Genomic DNA, 20,484 nt, shown 5'->3' on the forward strand with positions numbered 1-20,484 from the left:
AAAGCTTCTAATCAACACATTATACACTCTGTTTTTTTTAAAATTTTATTCTACTATTTGTCCTTATTATATATACACGATTTTTAATGGGAAAACCTCTTAATTTATTGTCTGGTTATAGTAGGTAAGAAATATACATATTATAACAAAAGTTTTTGCTAAGGTAGAACTAGCAGAAATAAAAAAAATATAGGACAAAACATCTTTATAAATAAGCTATTTTATTCTTGACACAATAGATTAAACTAATTATTAAAATACACCATTACTATTTGAGGATAATGATCACCAATAGTATATTAATTATAGGTGAGTATTTAAAGGATGAATATTAAATAAAAAAGAATTACACTAAACACCACAATATTGAGCACTATAAAAAGAAATTCCAAACGAGTCCAAAGCGCACTTTAAAATCGCGGAATGGAGTATTTGGTGCTGAAAAATAATCATGCCCAGTGAAAGCTGCATTAAAATGCTCTGCTTTTATATATATTCTTGTTTGGCGTATTTTTGCATTAACAAAAAAGTCTAAACGTGGAAACCCTCCATATTCTTGATCATTTTGCGTATAGAATTCTGCTAGAACAGGATCGTAAGCATTCATATTGTATTTTGTAAAATAATTTAAAGTAATACCTGTTTGAAGGTACATTGCTTTTTTAAATACATGGTTTGAATAATATAATGTGTTTCTTGTTATAATTTCTGGAACATTAAAAACTTGATTTTCGTCTTGTACATTTTGATACATCACGGTATTGTTAAGAGCGAAGTTTTTATATTTAATTTCCTTATTAAGTTTTAATCTTAAATACGTTATTGACTTATCGTTTTGAAATGGGTTTACCAACTTGGTTGTTTCATTTACACCAAAATACACATAATCATTAATTGTAGTTAGGTCTAAATTTATGTTTGCTATTTTTTTTGATTTTAAACCAAAAGACAATTGTTGTGTTTTTACAGTATTAAAATTATTTTCCCAATTATAGTTTACATAATCACTTTGATATAATAATGTATTATAGTTTGGCGCAGCGGTATTATGATTGATTTGAGCAGAAGCAATTAAATCTTCATTTAATTTATAAGAGGTTGATGCTTTAACAAAATTACCAGAGAGGTCTCCAGAAACGTTTACTCCTAATTCTCCCTGAATATTAAATCCTTTAATTTGTTTTTTATATTTACCTCCAACAGCAAAAATATCTCCTTTTAACCTATTAGTAATAGTATTATTAACTGAACTATTATTTAAAACAACTAATTTATCGTATCCATAATTATAATTTGTATGGCTTGCATTAAATTGTAAATTTCCAATTATATTATTTGAATAGTTTAATTGTAATTGATTACTAAGTTCTTCTAGTGTTACTTCGTCTTTAAGATTAGTACTATTAAATGCTGATCCAAAAATATCGTTTTGAGTAGTTTGCTCGAACATATAATTTTTATCTTTTAAAGACATTATATGTGTAACATTTAAATTATTACTTGAAAGAGAATCCTGTTTATTGATTATATTATATCTCTGATTAATATAAAATCTTTTTCCCTTTAAAATGTTTTCTGCATCCTGGAAATTAACTTCAAGTACAGCTCTATCATCAAAATCTTCATCATCTGAAAGAAAAAAAGCAACACTATCGTCTGTTAAACCTCCATTTTCTTGATTTAATAAATCTTGAGAAACGAAATGCAAATTTGCTATGTATTTCTCGTTTTTAGTTTTATAACTTGTTGTAAATCTAAAATTACCTGTACTTGTTAGTAGATTTTGATAATTACCTAAAGAGCGTAAACCTTTATAAGCTATAGAAAAATTGAATTGTTTTGAAGTATTCACTGTAAAAAAAGCGTCTAATAACTGACCTTGCTCAAATGCAGATTTATACATTAACTCTGTTAACGGAGTTGGAACATGATAATAATTAATATCCTCAATCTCCATATAATTAAAGTGTCTGGCTCTTGCTCCAAACTGCGGCATTAAAGAAATACTTTCAAAATCCTGACTTAAAGTATTATATGTTTGCCCAATGTTAGAGAAAGGCATTAAATTAAATTCATCTTTTCTAAGATAATTATACTTATACTCCTTTTGTATAGTAAGTGTTGTATCTACATATGTAGTATCGTTTTTATAAGATATAATTAAGTAGTCGGTAATTTTTGCATCTTTATTTTTTATTTTATCTATACTAGTACTTCTTGTGCTATTATTAGACAAACTATCGCTGCTACTACTTGAAATAGCATCTAGACTTTGACTATTATTTTGACTAAGTGTTCTTTTTGGTCGAGTTTGAGCAGTGCAAATGCTTACAAAACATATTAAAAAAAATGTAAAAATTATTTTATTCATTAAATGATATCTATTTTTAACCTTGCTAAGTAAACGCAGGTTAAAATTTAAAATTTTGTCAAAAATATGAAATATCTCTATTTGTTTGGCAAATAAAATTAGAAACGCAATCTATATTAAATAAAACTGTTTTTTGTTAAGAATACTATAAATGCTAAAATTAAAATTTTCAAAATTTAAACTAGAGTGTGGAACTGATGAAGCTGGAAGAGGCTGCCTTGCTGGACCTGTTACAGCAGCGGCTGTTATTTTACCTAATAGTTTTAAAAACAGTGTTTTAAATGACTCTAAAAAACTTTCTGAAATTAAACGTAATTTTTTAAAGCCTATTATAGAAGATAAAGCTATTTCTTTTGCTTTTACTCATGTTTTTGAAAATGAAATTGATGAAATTAATATTCTTAACGCTTCAATATTAGCCATGCAACGCTCTATTTTAAAATTAAACCCTACTCCTGAATTTATTATTGTAGATGGAAATAGATTTAAACCTTTAAATGATATTTCTTTCGAAACTATTATAAAGGGAGATAGTAAGTTTTTAAGTATTGCCGCTGCTTCGGTTCTAGCAAAAACCTACCGAGATGAATATATGAATAAAATTCATGAAGAATATCCAATGTATAATTGGAAAAAAAATAAAGGCTACCCTACTAAAGAACACCGAGAAGCCATAAAAAAATATGGTATTACAAAATATCACAGAAAAAGCTTTAGGCTTTTACCCGAACAATTAAAATTAGAATTGTAATTTTGAATGTGCAAAAATCCCTCTATTATATAATGAAGCGTACTTATATTGTTTTAATTTTTTTAATTACACTAGTTGGTTGCAATACTATTAGCAATAAAAAAGCATCTATTTACGATTTTATTCCTGATGAAGCTTCTATTATTGCGACTATAAATGATACTGAAAGCTTAGAAACTAACATTAATAATAACAATTTTATTAGTGGTATTTCTAAATCTTCTGTTTATAAAAATGTTTCAAAAAAATTAAATCATTTAAAATATATAAATACAGAAAATCCTATTATAATTTCTTTTCTAAAGGATGATAACGATAGTCTTCAATTTAGCATATCTACAAAGCAAATTAATAATTTATTTTTGCCAGATTCTTTTCCAAATCATAAAATTGAAACTTTAAAAATCGAAAAATATTCTGCAAAAAAAATCACCTTTAATAACGAAGAACTTTACACTACTTTTAAAGATAGTGTCGCTATTGCTGCATCAAGTAGCAAACTATTATTAAGCCTTTTAAACCAAAAAAAAGAGAATAAAAATTTAAAAAAAATTATTAATACTATAGATAAAAACAAACCAATTTCTATAGTTTTAAGCAATACAAATAATAACTTAATATCTTCTTTTTTTTACTCTGAAACTCTTTCTTATAAAAATTTTAGCAATTACACTTCTGTTGATGCCGTAATCTCTCAAGATGAAATACTTTTTAACGGCATCACTAAAGCATCTGACTCTTCTGGAAAATTTATAAACGCTTTTAAAAACACCATTCCTCAAGAAAATGAATTAGCTAAGATTGCTCCTAATAATTGTGACGGCTTTTTAAGCTTTACTTTTAATAGTTTTAGAACCTTTAAATCTAACTTAGATAGTTTAAATAAAAAAAATGATAGTACAATAAATACCTCCTTATTCGATAATATTGTTGAAATCGGCACTATATTCTCTGCAGAAAATCAAGCTATAGTATTAAACTCTATAGATGTAATTTCTACTAAAGATAATCTTATTAGCGAACAAAACGAAGTTGATACTTATAGACAAATTCCTATTTTTGAATTTAGTAAACCAGATTTATTTGAAACTACTTTCTATCCATTTATACATTATAATAATATAGATTATTACTGTGTTATAAACCACTTTTTTGTATTTGCTAAAGACAAAGAAATTCTTGAAAATATTATTGCGAATTATCAAAATAAAACCACTTTAAGCAGTCGTGATTACTATAAAAATATAACTAAAAATCTAAGTAATGCCTCTTCAATTTTACAGGTGTTAAATAATGATAAATTAAAGGATTTAATAGATTTAAATTTAAACGAGCATTTAGAAACTAATTTTAAAGATTACAAATTTTCCGCATTACAGTTTGTATACGATTCTCACTACGCCCATTTACACGGAGCGATCAAGAAAAACAAAATAAAAGCTGAAGCCAATGCTGTTACCGAACTTTTAAATATTAAACTGGATGCCGATTTATTAAACAATCCACAATTTGTAACCAACCATAGAACAAAACAAAAAGAAATTGTTGTACAAGACATCAACAATAAGCTATACTTAATTAGTAATGTTGGTAATATTCTTTGGAAAAAACAATTAAACGGTCCTGTTTTAGGTAATATAGAACAGATAGACATTTATAAAAATGGCAGACTACAATTAGCGTTTGCTACACCAAACAGAGTTTATTTATTAGATAGAACTGGTCGTGATGTAACTGGATATCCATTAAAATTTAATGATAAAATTACACAACCACTTTCGGTATTCGATTACGACAAAAGAAAGAACTACAGACTATTTGTTACACAAGGTAAAAATGTTCTATTATATGATGCTAAAGGCAAAACAGTTAAAGGTTTTAAATTCTCTTCGGCTAAAAACGAGATAAACCACCAACCTCAACATATAAGGATTGGAAATAAAGATTATATAATAATTAAAACAGATAAAAAACTTAACATATTAACAAGAAGAGGATTAACTAGAGTTAAAGTTAACTCAGATATAGAGTTTTCTAACGAAGCTGTTTTTAATTACAACAATACATTTACAACAACGACTAACGATGGAAAAATAGTGAGTATCGACCAAAAAGGAAATATAACAACTAAACCATTTAACTTATCTAAAAATCATCATTTAGCAACAACAACCAAAACTTTAGTATCGCAAAGCGAAAACATTTTAAATATAAAAAGTAAAACACTTGAGCTAGATTTAGGAAATTACACAAAGCCAAAAATATTTTATTTAAACGATAAAATTTATGTTTCGGTTACAGATTTGCAATCTCAAAAAGTATTACTGTTTGATAGTCAAGCAAAATCTATTGAAAATTTTCCTGTATATGGAAACTCTACAATAGAGCTTGACAACATAGATAAAGATGCCAACTTAGAATTTATTACTAAAGGCGATAGTAATAATATTTTACTGTATGAAATAAATTAAATCTATTACTCTTTACACTAAACAACTGTTTATTTTACAGTATTTCAATCTATTACAGCAAATTATAACATTTTTACAAAAAAAATGTTAACTTTAGACTGCTCCAAACATTAAGTTAATATAACACAAAACAAAAACTTATGAAAGCAGCTATTTTAGCTTTATTTTTCTTATTTACTTTAGCAAACTCTTGTAAAAATGATGATAAAGAAAGTATTAAATTATCCGAGCAAAATCACTTAACAGAAGCTCAATTATTTACCTTACACAAAAAAAACAGTGACGAAAGGTACGAGAACACAACCTCTTTAGATTCTATTCCTATTGGAGGTGGAGATCCTCTACCACCTTGCCCAGACAGTTCTTATACAGATTGTTGCCCTACATTAAGATATGTTACGTTTAAAAAAGGCACAAAAAATATTACAATTATATTACTAGATGAGAACAATAAAGAAGTGCAAAAGTTTACAGAATCTGATTTAGAAACCAACAAAGATGGAAGTTTAATATTTTCTTTAAAAAAATTAAAAGCATCTATATGTAATGGTGAAAATAAATTAAAAGTAAAATCTGGAAACAAAAGACCTTATGTTGTAAAGTTTAAATAAGATTATTCATAATAATGAAAAACATCTTATCCTCCATTTTCTTAATTATAACCTGCTTTAGTTTTTCGCAAGAAAAAAATAATGAGTTCGAGAAGTCTATTAAAACGCTATATAACAAAGCAATTTCTGTAGCCTTTAAAGATCAAGATTCCGGATATTTTTATTTACAAAAAAGCATTGCGCTTTCTAAGCAAAAAAAACATTGGCAATACGCAATGGATGCCTATTTTGAAAGTTATAACATAGCTTTTCATTATAATAACTTACACAAAAAAAAAATTATTTTAAAGAGCATAGATTCTTTATATAATAAACAAGAGCATTATTTTAACAAACTAGATAACACACTTAAATATAAAAACCATATAAACTATTATTATGGTTTTTATTTTTTTAGACTAAACAATTACGATACATCAAAAAAATATTTTCAAAATATAATTGATGACACAGAAAACCAGGATAGTGAAACATTAAAAAAAAATAAAACTTTTTTATCTGTTGCATATAGCTACATTGCAAAAATGAATGCAGATGAAGGAAAACTATCTGAATCCAGCTCGTTATACCAAAAAAATATTAGACTATTAAAAAAAATAGACAGTACGAATAAAAGTTCTATTTTTTATAACTACAACTTACTTGCCGAAGTTTTAAAAAAAGAAAAAAAGCACACTGCATCCAATGCTTATTTTTTAAAATCTCTTGCATACCATATATCTAAAAACAGTCCAAATTCTATAATGTCTTCTAGTTTTAATATTTCAAAAAATTATATTGAATTATCTAAAATTGATTCCGCTAAATACTATTTAAATATTGCTAAAAAACATTTAAATAAAAACCATTTATACAATACAACTTATCATGAGCTAAACGCCCAAATTTATAGCCAGGAAAGCAACTACAGCAAGGCTATTTTAGAACTAAATAAAGCTTTATATTTTTACAAAAACTACGCTACAACTGCAAAAAACAAAAATCAAAATTTAGGCTTAGCCTATACCAACATAGGCGAGTTGCAACAAAAATTTAACAAACCCAATCTAGCATTAAACAATTTTAATACTGCCATACAGTTTTTTAAAAATGATTCTATAAAATCGAGCATAAATAATATACACCTTTTAAAAACATTAAAATTAAAAGCAAACACATTAAATAATATTGGAGATTTTAAAAAAACTATAGCAACTGTAGATTACGCCTCTTCTATTTTAGATGAACTAAAACCAAGTTTTAAAAATAATAATGATAAGCTTTTTTTAATAGAAAATGCTTTTCCTTTATTTGAGTATGGAATAAACGCAGCTTACCAGCTAAACATAAAAAGTAAGAAAAACAATTATATTGAAAAAGCTTTTTTATATACCGAAAAAAGTAAAAGTGTTTTACTATTAGAAGCTTTATTAAACAGTAAAGCTACAGAGTATGCAAATATTCCTATAAAAATATTAGAAGAAGAAGAAATATTAAAAAACGAAATTACAAGTTTAGAAAAAAAAATTAACAGTAATAAAAACGAAACTCTAGAAGATGAGCTCTTTAATTTAAAAATTAAACATCGCAAATTTGTTGAAAAACTTGAAACAGATTATAAAAATTATTATAATTTAAAATACAACTTTCAAGCTATTACATTAAACGAAACAAAGAAAATGCTTAACAATAACGAGCAACTTATATCTTATTTCTTTGGAGAAAACGCTTTATACACTATTTCTGTTTCTAGAAATAATAATCAATTAATAAAAACATCTTTAAATTCTAATATTAAAAGCGATATAGAATTAACATACAGAATGCTTAGTAACCCAAAGTCTAATTTAAACCAGCTAAAAAATCGACTTAAAACATTACACAAAAACACTATTGCTCCTATTTCTTTAATGCATAAAAATTTAATTATTATTCCAGATGGATTATTAAATTATATTCCGTTTGCTACATTAATAGATAATAACTCTAAGTATTTAATAGAAAATCATACTGTTAGTTATATAAATTCCGCAACCTTATTAAAGCAATTGCAAAGCAAGCAAATAAATAACCATAATTTATTAGCTTTTGCTCCAAGCTTTAGCAACAACAACTCTTTATTACCTTTACCTAATAACAAAAAGGAAGCAGACAATTGTTTAAATTATTTTAAGGGAAGTGCTTTAAAAAACGAAAATGCTACCTTAACTAAATTCAATACAGAAAGTCCTAAATATAGTATTTTACATTTGGCAACTCATGCTGTTTTTAATGATTATAATCCCGAATATTCTTTTTTAGCCTTTTCGGAAAATCCAGGAAAAGAAAACTTACTTTATACTAAAGATCTTTATAATCTTAAATTAAATGCAGACTTAGTAACATTAAGTGCATGCGAAAGTGGTATTGGAGAATTAAAACGTGGAGAAGGTTTAATGAGTTTAGCTCGTGGCTTTTATTTTAGTGGCGCAAAAAGTATTGCTAGTACTTTATGGAAAATTAACGATGCTTCTGCTACAAATTTAATGGATAATTTTTATTTAAACCTATCTAAAGGAAGCACCAAAAACAGTGCTTTACAAAAAGCGCAAGTTAATTTTATAAATAATAATAGAGACAATGCACTTAACCATCCTTATTATTGGGCTGGCTTTATTATTTCTGGAAATATTGTTGCCTTAAATACTACAAATTACTGGCTCTGGTTTGGCATAGCTACTGCTTTAGCTTTATTACTTCTACTCTATCTAAAACGTAAAAATTAGTGTAATTCTTTTAAAAGTGCTTCAGCCTTAGATTTGTTGTAATTAAAATTCTCGGTTAACATTCTTAATTGTTTGGTAGCCTCTATTTTATTTTTTTCTTTAATTGCTATTAAAGCCAAATACCAGTGTGACTCTGCAACAAATGTGCTGTTTTTATTAATAATATTATTAAATATATTTTTTGCCTCCTTTAAATTGCCTATTTCTAAATACGCTTGAGCTTTATAAAAAGCTTGATAAGGTTTTTGTTCTTCTATAGGAATAATTTTAAAATTAGATATTGCATTATCAAAGTCTCCAGCCTCGTACGCCACAAAAGCTTTACGCTCGAAAGAATCAATTGTATCGCTTCGTGTTATTGGAAATTCGGTATTAGGATAGTTACTAAAATTAGCATCGTACAAACTGTTATAATTTACACCAAAAAAAGAATTGTATCCAAACCAACTTGCTCCAAGAAAAAATACTATTGATGCAGCAATACGCCAATTAAATTTTGATTTTTTCTTAAAAGTTTCAGTTGTAGAAATATCTGCTTCAAAAGCTTTTAGTTTTTCTTTTAGCTTATTTGAATTCTCTTTTTTAATTGCTTGTTTTAAATTGTTTTCAAATTCAAAATCAGCTTTAAATTTTGCATCACTTTCTAAACGCTTATTAAAGACTATTAATTCGTCTTCGTTTAAACTATTAGAAAAATATCGATATAGTAAATCTTCGTTAGTCATTATTAGTTGCTATTAATACGTTCTTTAAGAGTTTTCATGCAACGCGACTTTGCGCTCTTAATTACGTTTTCATTATTATAATTCCCTTGTTCTAAAATGTCTTTTATTGTAAAACCTCTATAATAAAACAGGTTTAATAACTCTTGACATTGTTTTCCTAAACTTGAAAAATGCTTTCGCAATAATTCTTGTTCGTGAGTTAAAGCTTGTTCTTCAATTTCAAACGTTTCTAGTAATTTATCATCATCTCTAACAATAGATAAGTCGAAATTTGAGCCTACCTTTTTGTTATTCTTTTTCATCTTATCAAAAATTAAATACTTACCTACACTAAATAAATATGTAGATATACTACTAGTTAACGTTTCTATTTTACCAGACATTATATTATTATAAAAAATAACATAGGCATCTTGATAAATATCTACCACATCGTCCTGTGGCAAATTGTATCGCCTTGCAAAATTTATAAACTTATCTCTATTCTCTTCATACACTTTTCTAAGTGCTTTATCCGAACCTTGTTTTAAATCTTCCAGGATAATATGCTCTTGTTGGTTTATCATTTAATGGTATTGCGCTTTAAAAGGTTAACAGATGCTTAGCTAAATTAACTTTTTTTAAATAAAAAAGACAATCTGTTAACCTTTTCTTTTTTAATGCATTAAGAAGTAAACAAATTAAAATTTTTAATATGAAAACTTTAAAAATAATTTTAGCAATACTTGCTTTTGCCTTTTCGGTATTTGCCATTGCACAAGAAAAAAAAGCAGATTCTACGCTTGTAAAAAAAGACAATTTATTAGACATGGGAGCCAATGTTATATCACAGGTTTTTGGTTCTAATTTAGATGGAAATACAGACGGAAAAACCATTGGCTATTTAGAACTTTTAGAAAAATCTGATTTATCTGAAGCCGAAAAAACAGAATACAAAAACCTATACCATATACAAGCAAAAGATCTTACTCAAAAACAAAAAGATTCTTTAGGTAAAGCTATTGAGAAAAGGATTCTTGAAGCAAAAGAAACAGACGATTAATTAAAATAAACACGTTTTAAAATGAAAACTTTACAAACATTATTAACCATTATTATAATTGCATTTAGCACAACTACTAATGCTCAAATTTGGAAAAAATTATCTAAAAAAGCCGAGAAAGCTGTAGAAAACACTTTAGAAAAAAAGGTTGAAGAAAAGGCAGAACGCGAAACAGACAAAGCTTTCGACTCTACATTTAATAATTCAAAAAAAAGTAAAACAAAAAATAATAAAACTAGTGGCAAGTTATTTGGCATGTCTAACGCTATTCCAGAAAACTCATATCAATTTAGCCATAAATATAATATGGAAATAAGCGATGGTAAAAAACCTCTAAATATGACCTATTATCTTAATAAATCTAACAACTACTTAGGCTTCGAAATTCCGGATTTAAAAAATAAAACAATTACAGTAATGGATTTAGAAAAAGAAGTCATGTTCATGTTTATGGATAATAAAGGAGACAAAACATTAATGTCCATGAATATGAATTTGGATAAAATAACAAATGATGCTATTGAAGACACAGAATATTCTGTAACAGCAACAGGTAATACAAAAACAATATTAGGTTACACCTGCAAAGAGTATAATGTAAAAGGTAAAGATTTACATGGCAATGTTTGGGTTACAGAAAATGCAGGAGTTTCATTTTCTAAAACTTTTTACAGAACAAAACAAAAAAAAGGAATGGACCAAACCTGGATGTCTTTAGTTAATGGCTTACCAATGGAAATGAAAATAACAGACACTTCTAGAAGAAAAGCAAAAACTACAACTATGAACTGTGTTTTATTAAAGGAAGAAAATTTCTCTATAGACACAACTAACTATAAAAAAATAATGTAATCACACATCAATTAAATAATAATAATTATGAATATACAAACCACATATAACAACAGAACTCTAAAATTAATAATCACTATAACCTTATTCTTTATTACATTAATAAGTACTGCACAAGAAAGTTTTACCGCTAAAACTCAAGGCAACTTTTATGCTAATGGAACAATTGGTGTAATTTCTACAAACGAAAAATCTAAAATTGGAGGCACTACAAACGATGTAGGCTCAACATTTCAAGTTACAGGAACACCAAGATTAGGTTATTTTATTACAGATAAAGTTACTGCTGGATTAGAACTTGAAGTAAGAACTACCACTAGTAAAATAGAAGGTTTTGACGGAGAAACCACTTCTAATGCTCTTTCTGCTGGACCATTTGCTCGATATTATTTTGACATAGGAGTTTTTGCAGAAGTTACAGCAGCTATTGGTACATCTAAAACCACATCTGCTTTTGGAGACATGCAATCTAGCATTTTTGCTTTACGTGGTACTGCAGGATATTCCTTTTTTATAGGCGATCATGTAGCAATAGAACCTGCAATAAATTATACAAGTCAAAGTCAAAAACCCAAAGGAAGCTCTGAAGACAATAAAATTATTTTAAACACCATTTATTTTAGTGTAGGTTTTACAGCTTATTTTTAAAAACATTATATCAATTTTTATTTTCCCTTTATAACTATTAAATAGATTTCATTTTTAGGTTAGTTTGTTAAAGAGTCGAAGTTAAAACTTCGGCTCTTTTTCTTTTTGTTTATAACCTTTAGCAAAGCTTAAATGCAATTATTTTTATTTTTTTTTAGTCTTTATGTTAACCTTTTTTTCTTGATAACATTAAATGGTAAATAAACTATTAATCACATTTTAAAATTAAAATCATGAAAACAATTTCAACAACAATTTCAACAACAAAATATTTTCTATTAGCTTTATTAGTAGCTTTTAGTTTCTCATGCTCTCCAGAAGATGGTGAAGATGGAGCCATTGGTCCTGCAGGACCTGCCGGAGCAAATGGTGTAGATGGTAATGCCAATGTGCAAACATTAACTTTTGATGCTACAACTTTTGCAGGTTCTTATGACTCTGTAGCAATAACAGAACTTACACAAGATGTAATAGATAACGATGTTGTATTAAGTTATTTAACAGAGGACAACTCTGTATGGGTTCCAATACCTTGCCCTTACGATACTATTGCCTTTAACTTTTCTGTACATGTCACACTTTATGATGGTGGAATGGACTTAGATTACCAAGATGCATCTGGTTCTGCCTATACCGTTACAGCTGGAAACTTACAAACTCTTAAAGTTGTTATTATAGAATCTACAAGTACAACAGCAGGAAAAACTAATAACGGTAAACAACAAATTTACAATGAGCTTGCTCAAGCTGGTATAGATATTAAAGATTATCAAGCTGTTTGCGACTATTATGGTATTGCATATTAATTACTAATTTTCTTTAAATTTAAAAACCGAAGGCAAAAGTCTTCGGTTTTTTTTATTCCTTTTTTCTACTTAAATGTTTACTATTGTACTTCATTTTCAATCTTATTTTTTACAATGATTAATCGTAACCAAGCAAGTATTTCAAAATTTATAATTCATAAAGTAGGTAATAAACATAACGACACAAAAAATGCATTTTCAGATAAAGAAGTACATTTTGATGAAGAAAGCTACGAACTTATGTTGCCTTTTTTATTAAGACCATTTGGTAGTGCTGTACAAAGCTACCGTTTTAACCATCATGCCAATGTAGAGTTAAACGAAATTAATGCTTACGCTAAAACTATTTTTAACGATGATGATGCTTTTGTAGAAACATCAAAAAACATAGTAAAACACTTATACGAGCAAAGCAACTCTGCACAAATAAAAACTGGAGATGTTTTAGTGGCTATTTTTGAGGGTATAGAATATAAAGAAATGGTTACTAACGCAATTGGTATTTTTAAAATTGAAAATAAAATAAATTTCTTTCAAACCTATTTAGAAGACAATAGTTATGATGTTTTGGTACAAAAAGGAATCTCGTCTAAAAAAGTAGACAAAGGTTGCTTAATATTAAACCAAACAGATATGGAAGGTAATATTGTTTTAAGTGTAGACAATAACAGCTACGATGCACAATATTGGCTAGAAAAGTTCCTAAATATTAAGTATGCCGATGATATGAATAATCACACACACAATTACTTGAACATGTGTAGTGAATTTTCTACCGAAATTTTAAAGCCTAGTTATGGCGAGCAAGAACGAAATATATTTCTTGCAAAAACAATAGACTATTTTAAAGAGAACGAAATAATTAACGTCGAAAATTTTAAAGAAGAAATTTTTACCGAGGAATCTCACATTCGTCTTTTTGAAGATTTTAAAAAAGAATACGAAGGTGAACAAAACATTTTACTACGTAACCAGTTTGATTTAGCCGAAGCTGTAGTAAAAAAGGACAAGAAGAAAATAAAAACTGATATTAAACTCGATACTAATATTCAAATAAAATTAGATATAGACGCACCAGACGCCGCTAGCGAATACTTAGAACGTGGTTATGACGAAGAAAAGAAAATGCATTATTATAAAGTATTTTTTAATGCAGAAGGATAAAATGTATTTTTATTAAAACAAACATTAATGTTTAAAATCGTACATTTAAAAAATGAACTCCTTTACATTTAACCACATAGCACTTTCTGTAAAAGATGTAGATCAATCTATAACGTTTTATCAAAAAGTATTTAATTTAAAAGAAATTAAAAATACAGCTTCTAGCTCTAAAACAAGATGGCTTTCTCTTGGAGAAGGCAAAGAGTTACATTTAATTCCACGTCCAAAAGACGAAATAAAAATTAGCAAAGCTGTACATTTTGCATTAAACACCACAAACATAGAACGCTTTGTTTTACATTTAGAGCAGTTAAATATTAAATATTTTAATTGGGTAGACGAGCCAAATAAAATTTACGTTAGAAACGATGGTGTTAAGCAAGTTTACTTTAAAGATCCAAACGGCTATTGGGTTGAAGTTAATGATGCCAAATAAATACCATATATTTACGTAATGACTACATTATAAACGCTAATAATTAGTCATTTTTTTTTTGCTATAAATCACTTAATTTTAAATTCCTAATCTAAAAACCAAAATGAAAAAACTACTTATTCTAAGCTTATTACTAATAGTACAATTAAGCTTTTCACAATCTACTACCAATTTAAAAGTTAGCGAAAGTGCAGAATATAAAGACAAAGTAAAATCTTTAGATGTCTTAACAATACATACTAATAATTCTGGCGAAACAGGAATTGTAAGAAACGCAAAAAGAGATTTCCTTTTCGATATTTTCGATAGTAATCTCAATAAAACATTTTCTAAAGTTGTAGAAAGCGATAAAAAAGAAACTTATGTTGGTGATCTATTTTATAACAATACCATAAAACTATTTACCGTATTTGCTCCCAAAAAAGACGAACGTATTGTTTACTGTCATACTTTAAATTTAAACACAAAATCTTATAATAAATCTACAATATTTAGCACTACTGTCGAGAAAAAACAAAGTTTATTTGGCTCCAGAAAAAACCACAATACCAGTTTTGCATTATCTAACAATGGTAAATATTTTGCCATAGCTACAGATAATATTAGAAAACATAAAAACTCATACACTATTCGTGTATTTGATGCAGAAACCGAAAAACTAATTTATACAAAAGCATACCAAGAAAGCGAAAAGAAAAACTTCGAACATAACGATTTACATATAGACAATAACGGCACAGTATATTCTTTAGGAAAACTATATTTAAAAGGACGCTCTAATAAAAAGTTTAATGGAGATGCTAATTACAAGTTTGTTTTAAACAAAATAACAAAAGACAGTAATACAGAGCTAGTATTAGAATTAAAAGACGAACATATACAATCCCTTAGTATTTCAGAAAACAATAATCAATTACATTTAATGGGATTCTATTCAGAATTAAATGTAGGACGAATAAAAGGTGGGTGCGATTTTGTTATAGACACTAATAATTTTAATGTAAAATCTAAAAAAGCACAAGCCTTACCTAAACAAGTTTACGAAGATTTATATGGCTACAGAACCGCTAAAAGAAAAAACAAGAAAAAGAAAGAACTAAGAAATTTTTACATAGATTATGTTTTAACAGACAGTAAAGGAGGCACTTTTTTAATTGCCGAAGAGTTTTATATTACTCAAGTTTATGTACAAACTGGAATGTCTGGTGGTTATTGGCAAACAACTTACCATTACGACGATATTTTAATATTAAAATTTAGCCCAAGTGGAGAGCTAGCTTGGGGAAGAAGCATTTTTAAAAGAGCAAATGTACCGTCTTATAACACTTTTTTAAAAAACGACAAGTTACATGTTGTATTAAACTCTGGTAAGAATCTTACAGAAAAAAACGATGGCAGAACAAAAGTATCTAAAGGATGGTTTGAATCTTCTGCACTATACGATTTTGAATACACTACAAACGGAGAAGTTTCATACAATAAAATACAAGACAATAGAGGTAACACCTATTATTTACCAAACTATGGTACTTTTGAGTTAGATAAATTTATTATGATGAGCGACGGTAGAAAGAAAAAAATTTTTATGACTTTAGAGTAATTAAATAGCTAAACAACTTAACATAAAAACTAATTTCGTTTACTACCTCTTATCAATTTTTAAGTAGCGTTTAATACAAAACAGACCTATTAATAATTGATAGAACGAAACTAACAAATAATAAATGAACTTAACCATACCCAAAATTTATATTAATATAAGTTTAATTATCGTATTCCTATTATTTACAAATACTTTATTATCTCAAATATCAAATCAAAAAAATTATGAAATTGAGAATTTATACTTTGATGCAATTCTCTTAAAAAACTGGATAAAAACAGATAGTTTAAGAAAAATTTTAAAAAAACATATTGTAACCGAAGAAGATAAAGCAAATTTTAACTACTATAAAGGATACGAGTTTTTTCATAAAGAAGAATATAAAAAAGCTTTAGAACACTACCTAAAAGCTAGAAAACAGTTTATCGAATTAAGGGATATAGAAAATCAAGCAGAATTAGAAGGTGCTATAGTAGAAATCATAGCATATATGGACCCAAAATTAATCGATTATGAAATATATCTTAACTCCCTTTGCGAAATAGCAAGTAAAACAAAAAGTAAAACTTCTGTATCCGACTGTGAATATTTTAGAGGTTATTTTAAAGAAATAGAAGGCAAATATAATGACGCTTTAAAACACTATATAAACACTGGTCTTCTAGCCTTAAAATACAAAGACACTTTAGCTTATTACACTAATGAAATTAACGTTGGTTCAATGCAATTAAAATTAAAAAAATACAAAAAAGCATTAAACACCTTCAATAAATCTAAAAGCTACTATAACAAAATAGGCAATTTGGATAAGAATTTTTTAATAAACCTATACATCTCTAAAATTTTATTGGCGCAAAAAAAACACTCTCTTTCTTTAGACGCCTTAAATAAAAGTAAAAACATAAACGCAGTTAGTCCTAGTTATGAAAACAGTTTCGACTTATATACTCAATTTTCAGAATTTTACTTCCAAACAAAAAACTATAAAAAAGCATACACAAATAGTATAATAGCACAACTATATAAAGATACTATTGTATCTAAAAAAACCGAAAAAGAAATTTACCAATTTAAATTAAAATACGAAGTTTCTGAAAAAGAAAATAAGCTAATTAAAATTGAAAATGAAAATCTAAATTTAAAAAATAAGCGAACGCAAAACTTAACAGCCTTACTAATTAGTATCCTAACAATAATTGTTTTATCATTTGTTATTTTATTTTTCAAAAAAAAGTATAATGTATCAAAAAATGAATTTCAAACAATACAACAAGAACTAAACACTTTAAAAGAACAAAGATTAAATAGTAATAAAATAAAGGAAGGCGAATTAATAAATCTAAAAAGTAAAGCTATATTAAACAGCAGTGAAATTCTATATATAAAATCTGATGGACATTATGTAGAATACCATTTAGACAATAAAAATAAACCAGAAATAGATAGAAACTCATTAAATGAAGTTTTAAAAATATTACCAAATAGTTCTTTCGTTAGAATTCATAGATCTTTTGTTGTAAATATTTATCGAATTAAAATAATAAACTCTTCAAAAGTAATGCTTGACAATGGAGTTTGGATAAATTTATCAAGGACCTACAAACAACAACTTAAAGACATTCTACACAAAGAAGATTAAACATTCAATAATTCTAATTTTTACCATGTCACTTGCGTACAATTTTATGTCATCCACGACATAAAGTTGCAGGAAGCCTAATGTTTTTATTGGTTTGCTAACTATTGCATTAACCTTAAAAACCAGCTCAAAAATGAAAACCAAAACCTTATTATTATTAGTGTTTCTTATTGGAACAGCTACAAAATCTTTATCTCAAAATTTAGATGGTTACACACTTCATGGAAGTAGTGATGGCGTATCGCTTTATTATAAACAGCAAGAATACGGAGTAACCTTTAGAGCTGTAAATAAAAGAAATAAATATGTATATGTAAAAGTATTTAATGTTGTAAGTACTTGGACAGATGGAAAAACCAGACAAAAAGACGTAAACATTGGTTTTGTTGGAAAAGGAAAAGCCTCTAATGGAGGCAACCTAAATGTTGATAATTATAGTAAAATAAAAACTTGGTCTTTTAACAAATGGCAATGGTCAGAAAAATCTTTTAGCTACTAATCTAACACCTATAAAAATCAAAAAAAATGAAATTTAAAATTACAACAACAATTTTATGCCTATTTCTCTGCTCATTTTTAAGTTTTGCTCAAAAATCTGCTACAATAAAAGTAACACACTTCCCAGGCAACACAACAGTTAAAGGAGAATCTAAATTTATTGCTCCAGATTACATTAAACTTTCAACTACTAATCTTAACTGCTTTAAATTTTTGGAAGTAAATGTATATGTTAAAGCATCAGAATATGAACCTGCTCCATACAAATTTAAACTTGAAGTTAAAAACAACTCTAGTCTTCCTGTTAGTGTAAGCACCTCTTTATGGGGATTGGGCACTGGTGGCAGAAACACATTAGATCCAGGAGAATCATACAGTTCAACAAAGAATTATTCAGAAGAATATAAAACTTTTAAAATATATGATGTAAGATTTATGTTTGATGAAGCTGCCAAACAAAGATATGGTGTTTCATATGAATCCGAACATTTAGATTGTTCAGAATCCTTAAATTCTTATTTACAAAAAGTGAAAGCCAAAAAAGAGAAAGAAGAGAAAATAAAAAATCTCAAAAAACAAATAAATAACTTAGGAAGTGATGAAAGTGATTTAACTCAAAAATTAACTCTTTACAAACAATTAAAAGAAATAGATAAAACCGGTAGTTATAATAACCAAATAAATAGTATTGAAGAAAAATTACAAAAAATTTCCGACGAAAGAAACAAAAAAACAAAGGATATAAATGATTTAAAAAGTCAGATAAATAATCTTGGAAACTCAAAAAAAGACCTACAAGAAAAAAAGAACTTATATAAAAAATTAAATAATATTGATGAGGAAAACAATTATACCAATGAAATTCAAGAAATAGAAAAAAACATTGATACAATTGAAGAAAAGGAAGAAGAAGAAGAGCAAACTTCAAAAGAAGAAAATGAAGATGACGAGGCTTTAACAGAAAAAGAAAAAGCTGAGGAAGAAGCCAAACAAAAAAAACTTGAAGAGGAGCAAAAATTAAAAGAAAAAAAAGAAGCCGAAGAAAGAGAAAGAAAGCGTAAAGAAGAAGAAAGAAAAAAAATACAAGCAAAGAAAAAAGCGTATAATGATAGAATTGAAAACCAACGCAGAGAGAATAATGCCATTGCCTCTTCTGCCGCCGCTTCATCTGCCGGAATATTATATATGCTAGGAGGTATTATTTACGATAGAATGGGACTACCTGCAAAAGACTTATATACAGGTAGTAATTTTCACGTTAATTTTGATTTGGGATATGGCATTTCTCTTTTTCCAATAGCCCATAACAGTCTTAAAACAACGACTGATTCTAACGGAGACATTGTTACTAGAGCTCCTAACAATGACCCAACTACAGCCCTTACGATAGATTTAAGGCTAGCTCTTAAAATTGGTTATGAAATGGAATATGCTGGTGGTAATATATTTGGAAGATTTGAACCAGGTTTTTCACCTATTTTTACAGATTTCAACACCAGTTATGGTTATGGAGCAGAAATTTTTGGAGGTCATAAAAACATAAAACTTTATGGAAGATACGAGTCTGGGAGTCGTAATTTTTCATCTAACAACTGGATAGATCCAGAAGAAATTGGAGAAGGAGCAAAATCTAACACAACATATCAACAAATTAGAGCAGGTTTAAAATTTAGTTATTATAGAAATACAAGAACAGCTAAAAGAGACCATTTAATTTTTGGAGTAATGGAAGATTATTTTGATGAAAATTCTGCTTCTGTTTTTAGTTTTAGAGAAGCTCCAAGCAAACCTCTATTAAATTTATTAAGTACACCATCTGAAAGAGAGTTGAACCCATACATTGCAACAGGATATTTTTTTGAATGGAAACGTGATCATACACATAGACTATATGTAGAAATACATCCTAATTATCCTATAACTGGAGAAGTTGGAGGTCGTTCAAATGAAGGAAAACTTTTTTTACAAATAGGATTTTCAAGGTCAATAGAAGGCTTTTTTGGAAAGAAATAAATTAAACAACTACAGGCCAAACATATTACTTACCAAACTATGGCACGCATGAGTTAAATAAATTTATTATGATGAGCGACCATAGAAAGAAAAAACAATTTATACTTTTA

At 27.3% G+C, this 20,484-nt stretch carries 17 protein-coding genes; 14 read left to right on the plus strand and 3 right to left on the minus strand.

What is annotated here, in order from left to right; translation table 11 throughout:
- Window positions 1-373 precede the first annotated feature (373 nt).
- On the minus strand, window positions 374-2,371 hold the full coding sequence (locus CLV86_RS11040; RefSeq protein ID WP_121052400.1) for a putative porin: 1,998 nt from the start codon (window positions 2,369-2,371) through the stop codon (window positions 374-376).
- 151 nt (window positions 2,372-2,522) lie between these two features.
- On the opposite strand from CLV86_RS11040, the gene CLV86_RS11045 reads away from it, so the two are divergent.
- The 4 genes from CLV86_RS11045 (at window position 2,523) to CLV86_RS11060 (ending at window position 8,948) form a co-directional block, all read left to right on the plus strand.
- Window positions 2,523-3,122 carry a ribonuclease HII gene (locus CLV86_RS11045; RefSeq protein ID WP_121052402.1) on the plus strand — a complete coding sequence of 200 codons (600 nt, stop codon included), beginning with the start codon at window positions 2,523-2,525 and terminating at the stop codon, window positions 3,120-3,122.
- Between the two features lie 32 nt (window positions 3,123-3,154).
- Complete coding sequence (locus CLV86_RS11050; RefSeq protein WP_121052404.1) at window positions 3,155-5,593, plus strand: DUF3352 domain-containing protein; 2,439 nt, start codon at window positions 3,155-3,157, stop codon at window positions 5,591-5,593.
- 140 nt (window positions 5,594-5,733) lie between these two features.
- A complete protein-coding gene (locus CLV86_RS11055; protein WP_121052406.1) occupies window positions 5,734-6,204 on the plus strand; it encodes a hypothetical protein in 471 nt (156 codons plus the stop codon).
- Window positions 6,205-6,218: 14 nt separating this feature from the next.
- Window positions 6,219-8,948, plus strand: coding sequence for a CHAT domain-containing protein (locus CLV86_RS11060; protein WP_121052408.1), 2,730 nt, complete (start codon window positions 6,219-6,221; stop codon window positions 8,946-8,948).
- Here the strand turns inward: CLV86_RS11060 and CLV86_RS11065 are convergent.
- Together CLV86_RS11065 and CLV86_RS11070 are read right to left on the minus strand one after the other, a co-directional pair.
- Entirely contained in the window at window positions 8,945-9,673 is a 729-nt protein-coding gene (locus CLV86_RS11065; RefSeq protein WP_121052410.1) for a tetratricopeptide repeat protein, read from the minus strand. The genes CLV86_RS11060 and CLV86_RS11065 overlap by 4 nt on opposite strands.
- 2 nt (window positions 9,674-9,675) lie before the next feature.
- On the minus strand, window positions 9,676-10,239 hold the full coding sequence (locus tag CLV86_RS11070; protein WP_076732193.1) for an RNA polymerase sigma factor: 564 nt from the start codon (window positions 10,237-10,239) through the stop codon (window positions 9,676-9,678).
- Window positions 10,240-10,367: 128 nt separating this feature from the next.
- On the opposite strand from CLV86_RS11070, the gene CLV86_RS11075 reads away from it, so the two are divergent.
- The 10 genes from CLV86_RS11075 (at window position 10,368) to CLV86_RS11120 (ending at window position 20,374) form a co-directional block, all read left to right on the plus strand.
- Window positions 10,368-10,715, plus strand: coding sequence for a hypothetical protein (locus tag CLV86_RS11075; RefSeq protein ID WP_076732192.1), 348 nt, complete (start codon window positions 10,368-10,370; stop codon window positions 10,713-10,715).
- Between the two features lie 21 nt (window positions 10,716-10,736).
- Entirely contained in the window at window positions 10,737-11,567 is an 831-nt protein-coding gene (locus tag CLV86_RS11080; RefSeq protein WP_121052412.1) for a DUF4412 domain-containing protein, read from the plus strand.
- Between the two features lie 27 nt (window positions 11,568-11,594).
- Complete coding sequence (locus CLV86_RS11085; protein WP_121052414.1) at window positions 11,595-12,215, plus strand: autotransporter domain-containing protein; 621 nt, start codon at window positions 11,595-11,597, stop codon at window positions 12,213-12,215.
- Between the two features lie 233 nt (window positions 12,216-12,448).
- A complete protein-coding gene (locus tag CLV86_RS11090; protein ID WP_076732189.1) occupies window positions 12,449-13,021 on the plus strand; it encodes a hypothetical protein in 573 nt (190 codons plus the stop codon).
- A gap of 114 nt (window positions 13,022-13,135) precedes the next feature.
- A complete protein-coding gene (locus CLV86_RS11095) occupies window positions 13,136-14,185 on the plus strand; it encodes a nucleoid-associated protein (protein ID WP_121052416.1) in 1,050 nt (349 codons plus the stop codon).
- A 52-nt stretch (window positions 14,186-14,237) separates the two neighbouring features.
- Complete coding sequence (locus CLV86_RS11100) at window positions 14,238-14,621, plus strand: VOC family protein (protein WP_121052418.1); 384 nt, start codon at window positions 14,238-14,240, stop codon at window positions 14,619-14,621.
- Between the two features lie 103 nt (window positions 14,622-14,724).
- Window positions 14,725-16,221, plus strand: a complete 1,497-nt coding sequence (locus tag CLV86_RS11105) for a hypothetical protein (RefSeq protein ID WP_121052420.1) — start codon at window positions 14,725-14,727, stop codon at window positions 16,219-16,221.
- 124 nt (window positions 16,222-16,345) lie between these two features.
- A complete protein-coding gene (locus CLV86_RS11110; RefSeq protein WP_121052423.1) occupies window positions 16,346-17,863 on the plus strand; it encodes a LytR/AlgR family response regulator transcription factor in 1,518 nt (505 codons plus the stop codon).
- Window positions 17,864-17,996: 133 nt separating this feature from the next.
- On the plus strand, window positions 17,997-18,362 hold the full coding sequence (locus tag CLV86_RS11115; RefSeq protein ID WP_121052425.1) for a hypothetical protein: 366 nt from the start codon (window positions 17,997-17,999) through the stop codon (window positions 18,360-18,362).
- A 26-nt stretch (window positions 18,363-18,388) separates the two neighbouring features.
- Window positions 18,389-20,374 carry a hypothetical protein gene (locus CLV86_RS11120; RefSeq protein WP_121052427.1) on the plus strand — a complete coding sequence of 662 codons (1,986 nt, stop codon included), beginning with the start codon at window positions 18,389-18,391 and terminating at the stop codon, window positions 20,372-20,374.
- Window positions 20,375-20,484: the final 110 nt, after the last annotated feature.

The sequence above is a fragment of the Lacinutrix venerupis genome (assembly GCF_003663945.1).
Classification (GTDB): Bacteria; Bacteroidota; Bacteroidia; order Flavobacteriales; family Flavobacteriaceae; genus Lacinutrix; species Lacinutrix venerupis.

Bases quoted from the DNA above. Each gene is read 5' to 3' on its own strand.
- CLV86_RS11040 (WP_121052400.1), bottom strand. From the start codon at position 2,371: ATGAATAAAATAATTTTTACATTTTTTTTAATATGTTTTGTAAGCATT.
- CLV86_RS11045 (WP_121052402.1), top strand. From the start codon at position 2,523: ATGCTAAAATTAAAATTTTCAAAATTTAAACTAGAGTGTGGAACTGAT.
- CLV86_RS11050 (WP_121052404.1), top strand. From the start codon at position 3,155: ATGAAGCGTACTTATATTGTTTTAATTTTTTTAATTACACTAGTTGGT.
- CLV86_RS11055 (WP_121052406.1), top strand. From the start codon at position 5,734: ATGAAAGCAGCTATTTTAGCTTTATTTTTCTTATTTACTTTAGCAAAC.
- CLV86_RS11060 (WP_121052408.1), top strand. From the start codon at position 6,219: ATGAAAAACATCTTATCCTCCATTTTCTTAATTATAACCTGCTTTAGT.
- CLV86_RS11065 (WP_121052410.1), bottom strand. From the start codon at position 9,673: ATGACTAACGAAGATTTACTATATCGATATTTTTCTAATAGTTTAAAC.
- CLV86_RS11070 (WP_076732193.1), bottom strand. From the start codon at position 10,239: ATGATAAACCAACAAGAGCATATTATCCTGGAAGATTTAAAACAAGGT.
- CLV86_RS11075 (WP_076732192.1), top strand. From the start codon at position 10,368: ATGAAAACTTTAAAAATAATTTTAGCAATACTTGCTTTTGCCTTTTCG.
- CLV86_RS11080 (WP_121052412.1), top strand. From the start codon at position 10,737: ATGAAAACTTTACAAACATTATTAACCATTATTATAATTGCATTTAGC.
- CLV86_RS11085 (WP_121052414.1), top strand. From the start codon at position 11,595: ATGAATATACAAACCACATATAACAACAGAACTCTAAAATTAATAATC.
- CLV86_RS11090 (WP_076732189.1), top strand. From the start codon at position 12,449: ATGAAAACAATTTCAACAACAATTTCAACAACAAAATATTTTCTATTA.
- CLV86_RS11095 (WP_121052416.1), top strand. From the start codon at position 13,136: ATGATTAATCGTAACCAAGCAAGTATTTCAAAATTTATAATTCATAAA.
- CLV86_RS11100 (WP_121052418.1), top strand. From the start codon at position 14,238: ATGAACTCCTTTACATTTAACCACATAGCACTTTCTGTAAAAGATGTA.
- CLV86_RS11105 (WP_121052420.1), top strand. From the start codon at position 14,725: ATGAAAAAACTACTTATTCTAAGCTTATTACTAATAGTACAATTAAGC.
- CLV86_RS11110 (WP_121052423.1), top strand. From the start codon at position 16,346: ATGAACTTAACCATACCCAAAATTTATATTAATATAAGTTTAATTATC.
- CLV86_RS11115 (WP_121052425.1), top strand. From the start codon at position 17,997: ATGAAAACCAAAACCTTATTATTATTAGTGTTTCTTATTGGAACAGCT.
- CLV86_RS11120 (WP_121052427.1), top strand. From the start codon at position 18,389: ATGAAATTTAAAATTACAACAACAATTTTATGCCTATTTCTCTGCTCA.